This is a genomic window from Kaistia nematophila (assembly GCF_026343855.1).
GTDB lineage: Bacteria > Pseudomonadota > Alphaproteobacteria > Rhizobiales > Kaistiaceae > Kaistia > Kaistia nematophila.
In genome coordinates this window covers 512,178-527,267 of the sequence record NZ_JAPKNK010000002.1, presented here as the reverse complement: position 1 = coordinate 527,267, position 15,090 = coordinate 512,178, and the positions used below count along the sequence as shown (strand labels likewise).

At 67.6% G+C, this 15,090-nt stretch carries 13 protein-coding genes; 9 read left to right on the top strand and 4 right to left on the bottom strand.

From position 1 onward, the window contains the following. Positions 1-49 precede the first annotated feature (49 nt). From OSH07_RS06785 to thiD, 3 genes are all read left to right on the top strand, one after another. Positions 50-2,371 (top strand): xanthine dehydrogenase family protein molybdopterin-binding subunit, encoded by a 2,322-nt coding sequence (locus OSH07_RS06785; protein WP_266338193.1) that lies wholly within the window; start codon positions 50-52, stop codon positions 2,369-2,371. Between the two features lie 219 nt (positions 2,372-2,590). Beyond that, positions 2,591-3,532: a DMT family transporter gene (locus OSH07_RS06780; protein WP_266337849.1), complete on the top strand. Its 942-nt coding sequence runs from the start codon at positions 2,591-2,593 to the stop codon at positions 3,530-3,532. A gap of 19 nt (positions 3,533-3,551) precedes the next feature. After that, positions 3,552-4,349 carry a bifunctional hydroxymethylpyrimidine kinase/phosphomethylpyrimidine kinase gene (thiD, locus tag OSH07_RS06775; RefSeq protein ID WP_266337848.1) on the top strand — a complete coding sequence of 266 codons (798 nt, stop codon included), beginning with the start codon at positions 3,552-3,554 and terminating at the stop codon, positions 4,347-4,349. Between the two features lie 10 nt (positions 4,350-4,359). Here thiD and OSH07_RS06770 read toward each other — a convergent pair whose 3' ends face one another. Then, entirely contained in the window at positions 4,360-5,613 is a 1,254-nt protein-coding gene (locus OSH07_RS06770) for a mechanosensitive ion channel family protein (protein ID WP_266338192.1), read from the bottom strand. A 370-nt stretch (positions 5,614-5,983) separates the two neighbouring features. Further along, a complete protein-coding gene (locus tag OSH07_RS06765; protein WP_266337847.1) occupies positions 5,984-6,832 on the bottom strand; it encodes a fumarylacetoacetate hydrolase family protein in 849 nt (282 codons plus the stop codon). A gap of 197 nt (positions 6,833-7,029) precedes the next feature. Here OSH07_RS06765 and OSH07_RS06760 point away from each other — a divergent pair, with 197 nt between their 5' ends. From OSH07_RS06760 to OSH07_RS06740, 5 genes are all read left to right on the top strand, one after another. After that, positions 7,030-7,623: a LysE family translocator gene (locus tag OSH07_RS06760; RefSeq protein WP_266337846.1), complete on the top strand. Its 594-nt coding sequence runs from the start codon at positions 7,030-7,032 to the stop codon at positions 7,621-7,623. 76 nt (positions 7,624-7,699) lie between these two features. Beyond that, positions 7,700-8,509 carry a UDP-2,3-diacylglucosamine diphosphatase gene (locus OSH07_RS06755; protein ID WP_266337845.1) on the top strand — a complete coding sequence of 270 codons (810 nt, stop codon included), beginning with the start codon at positions 7,700-7,702 and terminating at the stop codon, positions 8,507-8,509. Beyond that, entirely contained in the window at positions 8,506-9,540 is a 1,035-nt protein-coding gene (locus OSH07_RS06750; protein ID WP_266337844.1) for a glycosyltransferase family 4 protein, read from the top strand. The genes OSH07_RS06755 and OSH07_RS06750 overlap by 4 nt, the downstream gene beginning before the upstream one ends. A 34-nt stretch (positions 9,541-9,574) precedes the next feature. Next, complete coding sequence (locus tag OSH07_RS06745) at positions 9,575-10,546, top strand: threonine ammonia-lyase (protein WP_266337843.1); 972 nt, start codon at positions 9,575-9,577, stop codon at positions 10,544-10,546. Between the two features lie 107 nt (positions 10,547-10,653). Next, the gene (locus tag OSH07_RS06740; RefSeq protein ID WP_266337842.1) at positions 10,654-11,841 is read left to right on the top strand and encodes an MFS transporter; all 1,188 of its coding nucleotides are present in this window, start codon (positions 10,654-10,656) and stop codon (positions 11,839-11,841) included. Here the strand turns inward: OSH07_RS06740 and dgcA are convergent. Together dgcA and dgcN are read right to left on the bottom strand one after the other, a co-directional pair. Then, on the bottom strand, positions 11,810-12,793 hold the full coding sequence (gene dgcA / locus OSH07_RS06735) for an N-acetyl-D-Glu racemase DgcA (RefSeq protein WP_266337841.1): 984 nt from the start codon (positions 12,791-12,793) through the stop codon (positions 11,810-11,812). The genes OSH07_RS06740 and dgcA overlap by 32 nt on opposite strands. Further along, positions 12,790-13,803: an N-acetyltransferase DgcN gene (dgcN, locus tag OSH07_RS06730; protein ID WP_266337840.1), complete on the bottom strand. Its 1,014-nt coding sequence runs from the start codon at positions 13,801-13,803 to the stop codon at positions 12,790-12,792. The genes dgcA and dgcN overlap by 4 nt, the downstream gene beginning before the upstream one ends. A gap of 150 nt (positions 13,804-13,953) precedes the next feature. Here dgcN and OSH07_RS06725 point away from each other — a divergent pair, with 150 nt between their 5' ends. Beyond that, positions 13,954-15,090: an ABC transporter permease gene (locus OSH07_RS06725; RefSeq protein WP_266337839.1), complete on the top strand. Its 1,137-nt coding sequence runs from the start codon at positions 13,954-13,956 to the stop codon at positions 15,088-15,090.

Here is a 15,090-nt window from a genome sequence, read left to right as displayed (position 1 = left end):
TCGTTGCATGGGATCGATCGAGGAGGCGGCCCAGGGCGGCCGGATCGGCATGAGCGATGCCTCGACAGGACGGGATGCGGCGCCGCGCAAATTCGGCATGGGCGCCTCGGTCCGGCGCAAGGAAGACCCGGCGCTGATCACAGGCCGCGGTCATTTCACCGATGACTACACGCCGTCCGGGACGTTGCACGCCGTTGTCGTGCGCTCGGCCATGGCGCATGCACGCATTTCCGTCGGAGGGCTCGAAGCGGCGCGGGCCGCGCCGGGCGTGAGCCTGGTCCTCGGTGGCGCCGACGTCGCCCGTTATCCCGGCCCGCCGCCGAAGGAGTTCCCGCCCGTCGTGCCGGGCACGGAGCGGCTCTTTCCGCCGCGGCCGCTGCTCGTCGCCGATATCGCCCGCCATGTCGGCGACCCCGTCGCCTTCGTCGTCGCCGATACGGTCGAGGCGGCGCAGGCGGCGGCGGAACGGATCGACATCGACTATGACGGCCTGCCGGCGGTGACCGGCGCGCGGGAGGCCGTCGCGGCCGGCGCGCCGCTCGTCTATCCCGAATTCGGCACCAATGTCGCCTTCACCCATCATCGCGGCAGCAAGGAAGCCACTGACGCCGCCTTCGCGCGGGCGGCGCGCGTCGTCCGCATCGAGGTCGTCAACCAGCGCCTCGTCGCCAACTACATGGAAACGCGCGGCGTGGTGGCCGAGTACGACCCTGAGACCGAGCGCTTCACGCTGACGCTCGGCACGCAGGGCGGCCACAAGATGCGCGACATCATCGCCGAGGACATTCTCGGCATCGATCCCGGCCGCATCCGTGTCGTGACGCCGGACGTTGGTGGAGGATTCGGCACCAAGTCCTTCGTCTATCACGAATATCCGCTGGCGGCGCTGGCGGCGCAGACGCTCGGCCGGCCGGTGAAATGGGTCCAGGAGCGGGCCGAGCACTTCCAGATCGACGCGCATGGGCGCGACAACGTCACCACCGCCGAGATGGCGCTCGACGCCGAGGGCCGCTTCCTGGCGCTCCGGGTCGATCTCCTGTCCGATCTCGGCGCCTATGTTTCGCAATATGGCGCCGACATCGCGGTCGGCGGCGTCACCATGTCGACCGGGCTCTACGACATCCGGGCCATGGACGTGACCGTGCGCGGCGTCCTCACCACGACGACGCCGACGGACGCCTATCGCGGCGCCGGGCGGCCGGAGGCGGCCTATCTGATCGAGCGGCTGGTCGACCTCTGCGGCCGCGAGACCGGCCTCGGCCCGGTCGAGATCCGCAAGCGCAACTTCATCCGGCCCGAGCAATTGCCCTACCTGACCCAGGGCGGCCGGAAATACGACACCGGCGATTTCGCCGGCCATCTCGATCGCAACCTGCAGATCATGGACTATGCCGGCTTTCCGGCCCGGGCCGAGGCGTCGAAACGGCAGGGCAGGCTGCGCGGCTTCGGCATCGCCACCTATGTCGAGGCCTGCGCCTTTCCGGGCTCCGAGCCGGCCACGGTGACGCTGAACGGCGACGGCACGCTGACGCTCCTGATCGGCACGCAGACGAACGGGCAGGGCCACGCCACCGCCTATTCGCAGTTCATCGCCGCCCATCTCGGCGTCGAGATGGACCGGATCACCGTCATCCAGGGCGACACCGACAAGGTCCCGACCGGCGAGGGCACCGGCGGCTCGCGCTCGATCCCGCTCGGCGCGGTCTCGGTGGATCGCGCCTCGGTCAGGCTGGTGCGGCAACTGAAGGAGATCGCCTCGGACGAGCTCGAGGTCGGCGTCGAGGATCTCGAGGTGGCGGACGGCACCATCCGCGTCGCCGGCACTGACCATTCGATCACGCTCGCCGAGATCGCCAGGCGCGCCAAGGATCCGGCGCTGCTGACGGCGGTCGGCGAGTTCGTGCAGGACGAATGCACCTATCCGAACGGCACGCATATCGCCGAGGTCGAGATCGATCCGGACACGGGCGTGCTGCGGGTTGTCGATTTCTCGATCTGCGACGATTTCGGCGTGACGGTGAACCCGATCCTGCTCGCCGGCCAGTTGCATGGCGGCGTCGTGCAGGGGATCGGGCAGGCGCTTTACGAGCGCACCGTGCATGACGGCGACGGCCAGCTCCTGACCGCCAGTTTCCTCGATTACTGCGTGCCGCGGGCCGACCATCTGCCGGAGATCCGCTTCGCCACGCACAACGTGCCGTCGACGACCAACGCGATGGGCATCAAGGGGGCGGGCGAAGCGGGCACGATCGGCGCCACGCCGGCGGTGATGAACGCCGTCGTCGATGCGCTGGCCCGCGCCAGGGGGATCACCCACATCGACATGCCGGCAACCCCGGAGCGGGTCTGGGCGGCACTGCACGCCAACTAGAGCGCCGGACCGCTTCTTGGCGGGCGGAAGGAACCTAACTCGCAGTTTGGTCGGATTTCTTCGATCAAGGCCATATCCACTTCGAGCGAATCCAATCTAGACTGCGATACTGCCTGCTTCGAACCGGGCAGAACCATCGCAACCAAAGCCCAGAAGCCGGCCGCAACTTCCGCGGCCCACGAATGAAGAAACGGACCGCCCCCCGGTCCGATCGGGTCCATGGAAACGCCACAACGGGGGCAGCCGCTTTTCGGCGTGCTGCTCAAGATCATCTCGACCATCGCCTTCACCGCGATGGCCACGCTGATCAAGTATATCTCGGACTTCTATCCGCCCGGCGAGGTAGCCTTCTTCCGTTCGGCCTTCGCGCTGATCCCCGTGCTGATCTGGGTGGCGTGGCTGGGCAATTTCCCCGCCGTCTTCATCACGCCGCGTATCGGCGGCCACGTCCTGCGCTCGGTCGCCGGCGCCACCTCGATGTTCTTCGGCTTCTCGGCGCTGGCCCGGCTGCCGCTGTCGGACGCGACGGCGATCGGCTATGCCTCGCCGCTCCTGACCGTGGTGCTCGCCGCCGTGCTGCTCAAGGAGGCGATCCGCGTCTATCGCTGGACGGCGGTGGTGATCGGGCTGATCGGCGTGCTCGTCATCCTGTCGGACTATGTCGGACCGGAGAGCGGGCCCGAGCGCAGCACGCTCGGCGCTGTCTTCTCGGTGCTTGCCGCCTTCTTCGGCGCGCTCGCGGCGACGCAGACGCGGCGGCTCACCTGGGTCGAATCGCCGGGCACGATCGTCGTCTATTTCTCGACCTTCACGGCGATCTTCATGCTGGCGACGGCGCCGTTCGGCTGGGTGATGCCGAACTGGGAGCATCTGCCGTTTCTGGTCGGTGCCGGCATCTTCGGTGGCATCGGCCAGGTGCTGCTAACGCAGAGCTATCGCTATGGCGAGGCGTCGCTGATCGCGCCGTTCGAATATATCTCGATGCTGTGGGCGATCATCGTCGGTTACCTGCTGTTCCACTCGACGCCGAGCGCCACCATGCTGATCGGATCGGGGATCGTGATTGCATCCGGCATGTTCGTGATCTATCGCGAGCATCGGCTCGGCCTCAAGCGGAGCCGCGAGCGGGCCGCCAAGACGCCGGCAGGGCCCGGCACCTGAGAGACGAGGACATGCCGATATGACAGCCATCGCCGTAACCATCGCCGGCTCGGATTCGGGCGGCGGCGCCGGCATCCAGGCCGATCTGAAGACGTTCTCGGCGCTCGGCGTCTATGGCGCCTCTGTGATCGCGGCGCTGACGGCGCAGAACACGCTCGGCGTCACCGGCATCCACGACGTGCCGGCTGATTTCGTCGCCGCGCAGATCGACGCCGTCTTCTCGGATCTCGCCGTCGACGCCGTGAAGATCGGCATGCTGTCGCAGCCGAGCGTGATCGCTGTCGTCGCCGCCGGTCTCGATCGCTATGCGCAGCGAAACGTCGTGCTTGACCCGGTCATGGTGGCGACCAGCGGCGACATGCTTTTGCGCGAGGAAGCGGTCGCCGTGCTGATCTCCGAGCTTCTGCCACGCTCGGCCCTCGTCACGCCGAACCTGCGCGAGGCGGCGCGGCTGCTTCAGACCGATGTTGCGGAAGACGACGCCGGCATGGAGCGTCAGGCCGAGGCGATCCTCAACCTCGGCGCGCGCGCCGTGCTGATCAAGGGCGGCCACGGCGCCGGCCCGGAAAGCGCCGACCTGCTGCTGTCGGCGTCCGGCAAGCACTGGTTCCACGCGCCGCGCATCGCCACGCTGAACACGCACGGCACCGGCTGCACGCTGTCCTCGGCCATCGCCGCGGGCCTGGCGCGCGGACTGGCGCTGGAGGCGGCGATCGACGAGGCGAAGCACTACATCACCGACGCCATCGCCGCCGCCGACCGCCTGCAGATCGGCCGCGGCCACGGACCGGTGCATCATTTTCACAAATGGTGGTGAGCGAGGTCGATCATGCCGTGGCTGCCACGGCACCCCGCTCGACGCGGCGCAGGCTCGGGGCCAGCGTCTTGAGATCGTGACCGCTCGGATTCTGGAAGATGCGCAGATCGAACTCGGGCAGGATCGCATAGAGGTGATCGAAGATGTCCGACTGGATGCCTTCGTATTCCGCCCAGGCCGTCGTATTGGTGAAGGCGTAGATCTCGATCGGCAATCCGTCGGCGGCCGGCACCATCTGGCGCACGAGGATCGTCATATCCTGGCGGATGCCGGGATGCCGCTGGAGATAGGTCTCCACATAGGCCCGGAAAACGCCGATGTTGGTCGAACGCCGGCGGTTCGCGGCAAACCTGGCTGCTTCGCCGAGCTTGCTGTTCCAGGCGTCCAGCTCCTCTCGCTTGTTCTGGAGATAGGTCTCCAGCATGCCGAACTGGGCGAGCTTGGCGTATTCGGCCGGATCCAGGAACCGGATGCTGGTCTGGTCCAGGTGCAGCGAGCGCTTGATGCGGCGGCCGCCTGATTCCTGCATGCCCCGCCAGTTCTTGAATGGATCGGTGACCAGGGTGCGGATCGGCAGCGTCGTGATCGTCTTGTCCCAGTTCTGCACCTTGACCGTGTGAAGCGCGATTTCGATCACGTTGCCATCGGCGTTCTGGTCCGGCATTTCGATCCAGTCACCGACGCGGACCATGTCCGTCGAGGATATCTGGATGCCCGCTACCAGCGAGAGCAGCGTGTCCTGGAACACGAGGATCAGGACGGCGGCCATGGCGCCAAGGCCGGACAACAGGATGATCGGCGACTTGTCGATCAGCGTCGCGATGATGAGCAGTGTCGCGATCACATAGACGGCGATCTTGACGACCTGGATGTAGCCCTTGATCGGCTTCAGCCGGGCGGAGGGACGGCGATGATAGAGCGTGTCGACGATGTTGAGCGTCGCGCTGATCGATAGCGCCAGCGACAGGATAATGAACGCGGTCGCGACGTTCTGAACGATCGTGACGACGCCGTGCGGCAGGTCCGGAATGAGGCCGATGCCCGTGGAAACGACGAAGGCCGGCATGATGTTGGCGAAGCGCTCGATCGCGCCATGGCGACGTATCTGCTGGTCGCGGCCGTATGCCGTCAGACCGATGAAGTGATTGAAGAGGCGCAACAGCAGCGCCTTGACGACAAAGTTGGCGAAGAGCGCCGCCAAGACCAGCGCGAACAGGGCCAGCAGCGGACTGAGCCACACATATTCCGCGAGAATTCGATTGATGCTGTTCACCGTTACTCCTCAGGAGGCGTGAAAGGCGCATGGTCCCGGGCAGGGCCTATGCCGGGACGGCTATGCGCGGGTTGGAGGTATCGGCGCCAGAGGGCATAGCCGCGCGCCAAGGCGGGCAGGCCAATACCGGAGGGTGAGGCGGGCTGACTGGACAAGGCCGGTCGCGACCGCATGATGGAGGCCCGCTCACCGAGCCTTGCTGAGCCGCGCGCAACCTGGAGACGCGTCGAGCAGGGGCAGGGTGCCTGCCCGAGCCGCCTGCGTCAATGCTCGGGTCGCATCAAGGCTCCATGCAAACAAAAACGGCCGACGCGCGGGGCGTCGGCCGTTCTGCAATTCGTCAGGCTCTATCGCCGGGCGATCAGCCCTTGTAGGCGACGAATTCCTGCTCCTGGTCGCCCAGGCCCTGGATGCCGAGGCGGACCTTGTCGCCGGCCTTCAGGAAGCGCGGCGGCTTCATGCCCATGCCGACGCCCGGAGGGGTGCCGGTGGTGATGACGTCGCCCGGATCGAGCTGCAGGAACTGGCTGATGTAGCTGACCAGGTGCGCAACGCCGAAGATCATCGTCTTGGTGTTGCCGGTCTGGACGCGCTGGCCATTCAGGTCGAGATACATGTCGAGGTTCTGGATGTCGGCGACCTCGTCCGGCGTGACCAGGTAGGGGCCGAGCGGACCGAAGGTCGGCGAACCCTTGCCCTTCATCCACTGGCCGCCGCGCTCGGTCTGGAAGGCGCGCTCCGACACGTCGTGGCAGACGGCGTAGCCGGCGACGTAGTTGATCGCGTCCGCTTCCGAGACGTAGCTCGCGGTCTTGCCGATGACGATCGCCAGCTCGACTTCCCAGTCGGTCTTTTCCGAGCCCTTCGGGATCGTGACGTTGTCGTTCGGGCCGACGATGCAGTTCGGAGCCTTGTTGAACAGGATCGGCTCTGCCGGGATCGGCATGTTGGTCTCATGCGCGTGGTCGACATAGTTCAGACCGACGGCGATGAAGTTGCGCGTGCCGTTGACGACCGGGCCGAGGCGCGTGCCGGCCGGAACGACCGGCAGCGAAGCCGGGTCGACCTTGGCGATCGCGTCGATGGCGCCGTTCTTGAGCGTCTCGGGGGTGATGTCGGAAACGACACCCGACAGGTCGCGAATCGTGCCGTCCTTGGCGAGAAGGCCGGGCTTCTCCGAGCCGGCGGCACCGAAGCGTAGGAGTTTCATCGATAGTTCTCCGTGTTGGCGCGCGGATCATGGTCGAGGGGGCGCTGGCTTGCAAGAGCAGATGTCGGACAACTGAAGCAATGCAGCTTGGCCCACAGGGAACAACTGGGAGCGCCTCGGCTTCGCGCTATAAATGTCAGCATTGTTGACCTATCCGGGCCGGCATGCGATGGATCGCACGGTCTCGGGAGGACCTCATGGAACATTTGCTGGCCATTCTTGGCTTCGCGGCGGTGATGGCGTTCACCCCGGGGCCGAACAACACGATGCTGATGGTGTCGGGCGCGAACTGGGGCGTGCTGCCCAGCGTGCCGCACATGCTCGGCATCACGATTGGCTTTCCGCTGATGGTGTTCGCCGTCGGCATGGGGCTCGGCGGCCTGTTCCAGACCTATCCGGTCCTGCACGAGATCCTGAAATACGTCTCCTTCGTCTATCTGCTCTATCTCGCCTGGAAGCTGGCCCGGGCCGGGCGGCACGACGCCGACGGCGCGCGGCAGGGCAGGCCGATGAGCTTCCTGGCGGCGGCCCTCTTCCAGTGGGTCAATCCGAAGGCCTGGATCATGGCGGTCACCGCGATGGCGCTGTTCGTGCCGGCCGGTAGTCCGATGTTGTCGGGCGTGCTGCTGCTGGTGGCGGTGTTCGCGCTGATGTCGCTGCCCTCGGCGGCGGCCTGGTGCCTGTTCGGCACGGCGATCTCCGGTTTTCTCGACAGCGACCGCCGCATCGCGGTCTTCAACGCGCTGATGGCGCTGATCCTCGTCGTTTCGGCCCTGCCGACCCTGTTCTGAGAGACTGTCACAAATCTGTGGCGTGTGTCGGCTAAGCAATCGGCACCGGTCTCTTGGATGAGGACGAATCAATATCATGTCGAGCGGCGTCGCACCCCGTCATCTCCGCACGCTCTTCCTGTCGGATATTCATCTCGGCACACGCGGAAGTCAGGCTGAACTATTGCTCGACTTCCTGAAGTGGCACGATGCCGAGACGATCTATCTGGTCGGCGACATCGTCGATGGTTGGCGCCTGAAGAAGAGCTGGTATTGGCCGCAGGCGCACAATGATGTCGTGCAGAAGTTGCTGCGCAAGGGCCGCAAGGGCGCCCGGCTGGTCTATATACCGGGCAATCACGACGAATTCCTGCGCGATTATCTCGGCCTGCAGATGGGCGGCGTCGAGCTGATGGACCGGGTTGTGCACGAGACGGCCGACGGCAAGCGCCTGCTGGTGATGCATGGCGACCAGTTCGACGTGGTCGTGCGCCACGCCAAGTGGCTCGCCTTCCTCGGCGACCATGCCTACAACCTCGCGCTGGCGCTCAACACCGTCGTCGGCAAGGTTCGCCGCAAGCTCGGCTTCGAATACTGGTCGCTGTCGGCCTGGGCCAAGCTCAAGGTCAAGAACGCGGTTTCCTTCATCGGCGCCTTCGAGCAGGCGCTGATCACCGAGGCGAAGCGGGTCGGCGCCGATGGCGTCGTCTGCGGCCACATCCACCACGCCGCCATCCGCGACGATCTCGGCATCCGCTACATCAATACGGGCGACTGGGTCGAAAGCTGCACGGCGATCGTCGAGCATCATGACGGGCGCATCGAGATGGTGCGCTGGGCCGATATTGCCAGCCAATATGCGGTGGAGTTCGAGGATGAGCCGGAGATCGACAAGGTCGCCGCATGAGCCGCATCCTGATCGCGAGCGACGCCTGGCATCCGCAGATCAACGGGGTCGTGCGCACGCTGGAGCGGTTGTCGCGCCATCTGCCGGAGTTTGGCGCCGAGGCGATCATGCTGACGCCGGAAGGCTATCGCACCGTTCCGTGCCCGACCTATCCCGAGATCCGCCTGACCATCGCGGCCCCGGGCGCGATCGGCCGGCGGCTCGATGAGGCGGCGCCCGACCATGTCCACATCGCCACCGAAGGGCCGATCGGATATGCCGTGCGTCGCTGGTGCCGCAAGCGCGGCCGCATCTTCACGACCAGCTACCACACCCGCTTCCCCGAATATCTCGCTGCCCGTCTGCCGGTGCCGGTCGACTGGACCTATGCTGCGCTGCGCGCCTTCCACAATTCCGGCGCCGGATGCATGGTTGCGACCGCCTCGTTGCAGGAGGAACTGGCAGGGCGGGGATTCACCCATCTGATGCGATGGTCGCGCGGTGTCGACGCCGAGCTTTTCGATCCCGCCCGCCGCCGCCGCCAACTGCTGGACCTGCCGGGGCCGATCTTCCTCTATGTCGGCCGTGTCGCCGTCGAGAAGAACATCGGCGCCTTCCTCGATCTCGACCTGCCGGGCAGCAAGGTGGTCGTCGGCGACGGCCCGGCGCTCGAGGCGCTGAAGCGGGCCCATCCGGAAGTCGCCTTCCTCGGCGCCAAGGTCGGCGAGGCGCTGGCCGATGTCTATGCGGCGTCGGACTGCTTCGTCTTCCCGAGCCGGACCGACACGTTCGGCGTCGTCATGCTGGAGGCGATGGCCTCCGGCCTGCCGGTGGCGGCCTTTCCGGTCGCCGGGCCGCGCGACGTGGTCGGCGGCACGGGGGCGGGGGTGCTCGACGAGGACCTGCGCAAGGCGGCGCTGGCGGCGCTCGACATCCCGCGCGACCACTGCCGCAGCGTGGCGCTGCGCCATTCCTGGCAGGCGGCGACGCGGCAGTTCCTCGATAACGTCATCGCCGCGCAAAAAAGCTGCACCGGCCGCGCTTTCGTGTAACCTCTCCTGGTCCTCCCCGGCCGTTGGCAGAGTCATGACACCCACCATCGACGATATCCGCATGGCAGCGAAGCGCATCGCCGCCGAAGCCGTCCGCACGCCGCTTCTTTCGAACGCCGCGCTCGACGAGATCACCGGCGGTCGCGTCTTCCTCAAATGCGAGAATTTGCAGCGCACCGGCTCGTTCAAGTTCCGCGGCGCCTTCAACGCCATCGCCTCGCTGAGCGATCAGGAGCGTTCGCATGGCGTCGTCGCCTCGTCCTCCGGCAACCATGCGCAGGGGCTCGCCGAGGCGGCGCGGCTGTTCGGCGTGCCGGCCACCATCGTCATGCCGGCCGACGCGCCGGCGGCGAAGCGCGACGGCACGCGCCGGCGCGGCGCCTCGATCGTCGAATACAACCGCGCCACCGACGACCGCGACGCGATGACCGCCTCGATCGTCGCCGACACCGGCGCGGAGCTGATCCACCCCTATAATGATGGCCGCGTCATCGCGGGGCAGGGCACGATCGGGTTGGAGATCGCCGAGGACCTCGCCAAGCGCGGCGAACATGCCGATATCGTCATGGTTCCCTGCGGCGGCGGCGGCATGTCGGCCGGCATCGGCCTCGCCATTTCCGTCGAGAGCCCGGAAACGGAAGTCTATCTCGCCGAGCCGGAGGGCTTCGACGACTATGGTCGCTCGCTCGCGGCGGGCGCGATCCAGCGCAATCCGCGCACCGACGGCTCGGTCTGCGACGCGCTGATGGCGCCGCAGCCGGGGGCGATCGGCTTCGCCATCAACAGCGCCACCGGCGCGCATGCGATCGCCGTCTCTGACGCCGAGGCGCTGGCCGCTGTGGCGTTTGCCTTCCGCACGCTGAAGCTCGTGGTCGAGCCGGGCGGGGCGGTGGCGCTGGCAGGCCTTCTCTCGGGGCGGATCGACGCGCGCGGAAAGACGGTGGTGATCCTGCTTTCCGGCGGCAATATCGATCCGGTGGTTCTGGAGCGCGCGCTCGCGGCGTGATAGGCACTCTCCCGCGCCGGTAGGCGCCGGTCCGCCGGCGCCCCGGTCGCGCTCCCCCAATCTTCCGCCGCGAACCCCTGCTGCGGTTTTCAGCTCCACAGGCATCCATGGTTGCCGCGCCGCGCCATTTCGGCCCCCGCATCTCGCTCTTCTACACGGGCTTCTTCGTCGTCGGCGGCCTGGTGACGCCGTTCTTTCCGGTCTGGCTCCACCTGCGCGGCCTGACGCCGGAGCAGATCGGCGTCTGCCTGGCGTTTCCGCTCGCGGCGCGTCTCGTGTTCATGCCGCTTGGCAGCGCCTTCGCCGACCGCGCGCCGAATCGCCGCTTCGCCATCATCCTGTTCGCGTTGCTCGGACTGCTGCTGTTCATCCCGGCGACGCTCGTCAGCGGCTATTGGCCGATCCTGATCCTGACCGGCCTGGCGACCGCGACGCTCGGCATGACCATGCCGGCGATCGACGCCCTGGCGCTGACCGGCGTGCGCCGCTTCGGGCTAGACTACGGCAAGATGCGGGTCTGGGGCTCGATCAGCTTCATCGTCGTCAGCCTGGTCGGCGGCGTCATCATCGGCCATTTCGGCAACGGCGTGCTGTCGCCGCTGCTGATCGGCAGCTATGTCGTCGCGACGCTTTCCGCCTTCCTGCTGCCGGTCACGCCGCCCGAGATCCGGGCGGCCGACGACGCCGCGAAGCCGGAGGTCGTCTCGGCGCGTTCGATCCTGACCAGCCGCAGCTTCCTTGTCGTCATCATCTCGGCCTCCCTGATCACCGCGACCCACGCCGTCTTCTACAGTTTCGGCACGATCCACTGGGAGAAGCTCGGATTCACGGGCGGCGAGATCGGCCTGCTCTGGGCCTCCGGCGTCGTCGCCGAGATCGGCATGTTCGCCATTTCCGGCCGGGCGCTGCGCAAGGTGGCGCCCGAGCGGCTGATTCTGTTCGGCGCCATCGCCGCGATCGTGCGGTGGTCGCTGTTCCCGCTGGCGACCAATCTCTGGACCTCGCTGGCGCTGCAGATGCTGCACGCGCTGACTTTCGCCGCCGTCTATGCCGGCATGCAGCTCGCGGTCGCGCGCGACGTGCCGGAGGAGATGACGGCCTCGGCGCAGGGTATCTGGCAGACCGGCTCCGGCCTGGCGCTGGCGCTGGCCACGCTGATGGCGGGGCCGCTCTACGGCCATCTGGGCGCAGCGGCTTTCCCCGTGATGACGATCGCCGGCGTGGTCGCCGTGGTGGTTCTGATGCTGCCGAAGGGGCGTCGGGTCAGCCCCACAGCGCCGGAGCGGGCGGGCTGACGAGGCTTCCCTCGTAGACGAGGCCCGGCGAACGGTCGCGCGCCAGAAGCAGCGGCCCGTCCAGGTCGACGAAGGCGGCGTCCTGAGCGAGCAGCACCGCCGGCGCCATGGCGAGCGACGTGCCGACCATGCAGCCGACCATCAGCGCGAACCCATGCGTCTCGGCGGCGGCGCGTAGGTGCAGCGCCTCGGTCAGGCCGCCGGTCTTGTCGAGCTTGATGTTGATCGCGTCATAGCTGCCGGCGAGGCGGCCGAGATCGTCGGCGACATGCAGGCTCTCGTCGGCGCAGACCGGCACCGGGCGGTCGGCATGGCGCAGCAGTTCGTCGCCGCCGGCCGGCAGCGGTTGTTCGATCAATTCGACACCGGCCGCCACGCAGGCGCCCATGTTGGCGTCGAAGTTTTCCGGCGACCACGCTTCGTTGGCGTCGACGATGATCCGGCTCTCCGGCGCGCCGCGCCGCACGGCGGCGATCCGCTCGCGGTCGCCGTCGCCGCCGAGCTTCACCTTGAGGAGAGGGCGGTGGGCGGCGATCCGCGCCGCCTCTTCCATGCTGTCGGGCGTTCCGAGGCTGAGCGTATAGGCGGTGACCAGCGCGCGCGGCGCGGTGAGCCCGAGCCTTGCCGAGACCGGGACGCCGCTCGTCTTCGCTTCGAGATCCCAGAGCGCGCAATCGACGGCGTTTCGGGCGGCGCCCGGCGGCATCGCTGCGCGCAGCGCCTCGCGGTCCGGCGGGGCGGAGAAACCGTCGAGCGCCGTACGGATGCTGCCGACGACTCCGTCGATGGTCTCGCCATAGCGCGCATAGGGAACGCACTCGCCGCGCCCGGTAGCCTGCCCATCGCCGAGCGTGACGACGACGACATGGGCCTCGGTGCGGGCGCCGCGCGAGATGACGAAGCTGCCGGCGATCGGCCAGCTCTCGACTTCGACGGAGAAGGGGAAGGTCATGGTCTCGGGAAGTCCTGCGCGATGCGGTCGACGATCGGCTGCACGCCGGTGCGGATCGGGTCGACGGCGGGAATGCCATGTTCCGCCGCCGCTGCATCCAGCGCTTTGCGCGCGGCCTCGTCGTCGAGCGCCTCCGTGTTGATGGCGATGCCGACGCAGCGGATCGCCGGGTTGGTGAGCCGGCCGCAGGCGACGGTGAGGTCGATCACCTCGCGGATCGTCGGCAGCGGATGGGCGACGCCGCGCATCGTGGTGCGCGTCGGCTCGTGGCAGACGACGAAGGCGTCCGGCTGGGCGCCATGCAGCAGACCCAGCGTCACCCCGGCGAAGGAGGGGTGAAACAGCGAACCCTGTCCCTCGATCAGGTCCCAGTGGTCGGCATCGGCCGCCGGCGACAGCCATTCGACGGCGCCGGAGATGAAATCGGCAACGACGGCGTCGATCGCGACCCCGCGGCCGGAGATGAACACGCCGGTCTGGCCGGTGGCGCGGAAATCGGCGTCGAAGCCGGCGGCGCGCATGCCGCGTTCCAGGGCGAGGGCGGTGTATTTCTTGCCGACCGAGCAATCCGTGCCGACGGTGAGCAGGCGCAGCCCGTCGCGCTTCGTGCCCTTGCCGGTGGCGAAGCGCTGGGTCGAGTGGCGGACGTCGTGCAGCTTGCCGCCCGAACGCTGGGCCGCGGCGCGAATCGCCGGCTGGTCGCCAAGCCGCGAATGGAGGCCGGAGGCGACGTCGAAGCCGGCGTCGAGGGCCTCGACGATCGACGCGATCCAATGCTCGGGCAGCACGCCCCCGGCATTGACGGCGCCGACGATCATCGTGCGCACGCCGGCGGCCTTCGCTTCGGCGACCGTCATGTCGGGGATTTTCGCATCGGCCTTGCAGCCGGCGAGTCGCAACTGGCCGAGGCACCATTCCGGCCGCCAGTCGACGATTCCGAGCGCCGTCTTCGCCGCCAGGGCGTCCGGAACGTCACCCAAAAACAACAGGTAGGGTGTTGCGATCTCCATCCCGTCATCCTTTCCGGCCAAGGGCTTGCCCGAGCTTCGTCGCTCGTGCGATCACCTTCGAGGTGAGGGAGCTTAGGAGGCGCCCGGCGGCGCCACAAGGGCCGCTCCCGTGCTCCGCTTCCGGAATGCAGCTTCGAACGCGGAGCGGTCGTGGCAACGGCAACAGCGGCGCAACTGGACTTCTCGGATGTCGACGGTGGGACCCGCTTGCGGGCCGTCGGCCCTTGGACCGTGCGCACCGTGGGCGACCTCGAGCCGTCGATCGACAAGGCCATCGCCGACGTGTCCGGCGCTGCCGTCCTCGATCTTTCCGGCATAGACCATATCGACACGGCCGGCGCCTGGTTGCTGACGCGCCTGCAGCGCGGCTTGAGCGCCAAGCAGAGCAGCGTTTCTGTCGAAGGCGCTTCCGAGAATGCGCAGCGTCTGCTGGAGGCGCTCAATCCGACCGAGCGCGAAGTGCCGCCGCCGCCGCCGGAAATCGGTGTCGCGCAGGAGCTGGTCGAGGCGATCGGCCGGACGATGTACTTCTCCTGGCAGGACTTCCTCGCGGGCCTCAACATCCTGGGCGGCGTCACGCGCGGCCTTGTCCGCGCGGTGGCCGACCCGGCGCGGTTCCGCCTCACCTCGATCGTCTTCCATATCGATCGCACCGGCCTGCGCGCCGTGCCGATCATCGCGCTGATGTCGCTCCTGATCGGCGCGATCATCGCGCAGCAGAGCGCCTTCCAGCTTCGCGCCTTCGGCGCCGAGATCTACGCCGTCGACCTCGTCGGCATCCTGGTCCTGCGCGAAATCGGCGTGCTCCTGACCGCGATCATGATCGCCGGCCGCTCGGGCAGCGCCATCACGGCCGAAATCGGCTCGATGAAGATGCGTGAGGAGATCGACGCGCTGAACGTCATCGGCGTCGATCCCGTCGAAGTGCTGATCATGCCGCGCATCGTGGCGCTCGTGATCGTCCTGCCGCTGCTGGTCTTCCTCGCCGATATGGCGGCGCTGTTCGGCGCGGGGCTGGTGAGCTGGGCCTATATCGGGCTGGCGCCGGAAGCCTTCATCGATCGCGTCCGCGACGCCGTGGCGCTCAACACGCTGTTCGTCGGCCTGATCAAGGCGCCGTTCATGGCGCTGATCATCGGCATCATCGCCGCTTCCGAGGGACTGAGCGTGCGCGGCAGCGCCGCCTCGCTCGGCCAGCACACGACGGCGGCCGTGGTGAAGTCGATCTTCACGGTCATCCTGGTCGACGGCCTGTTCGCACTCTACTTCGCCGCGGTGAACTACTGA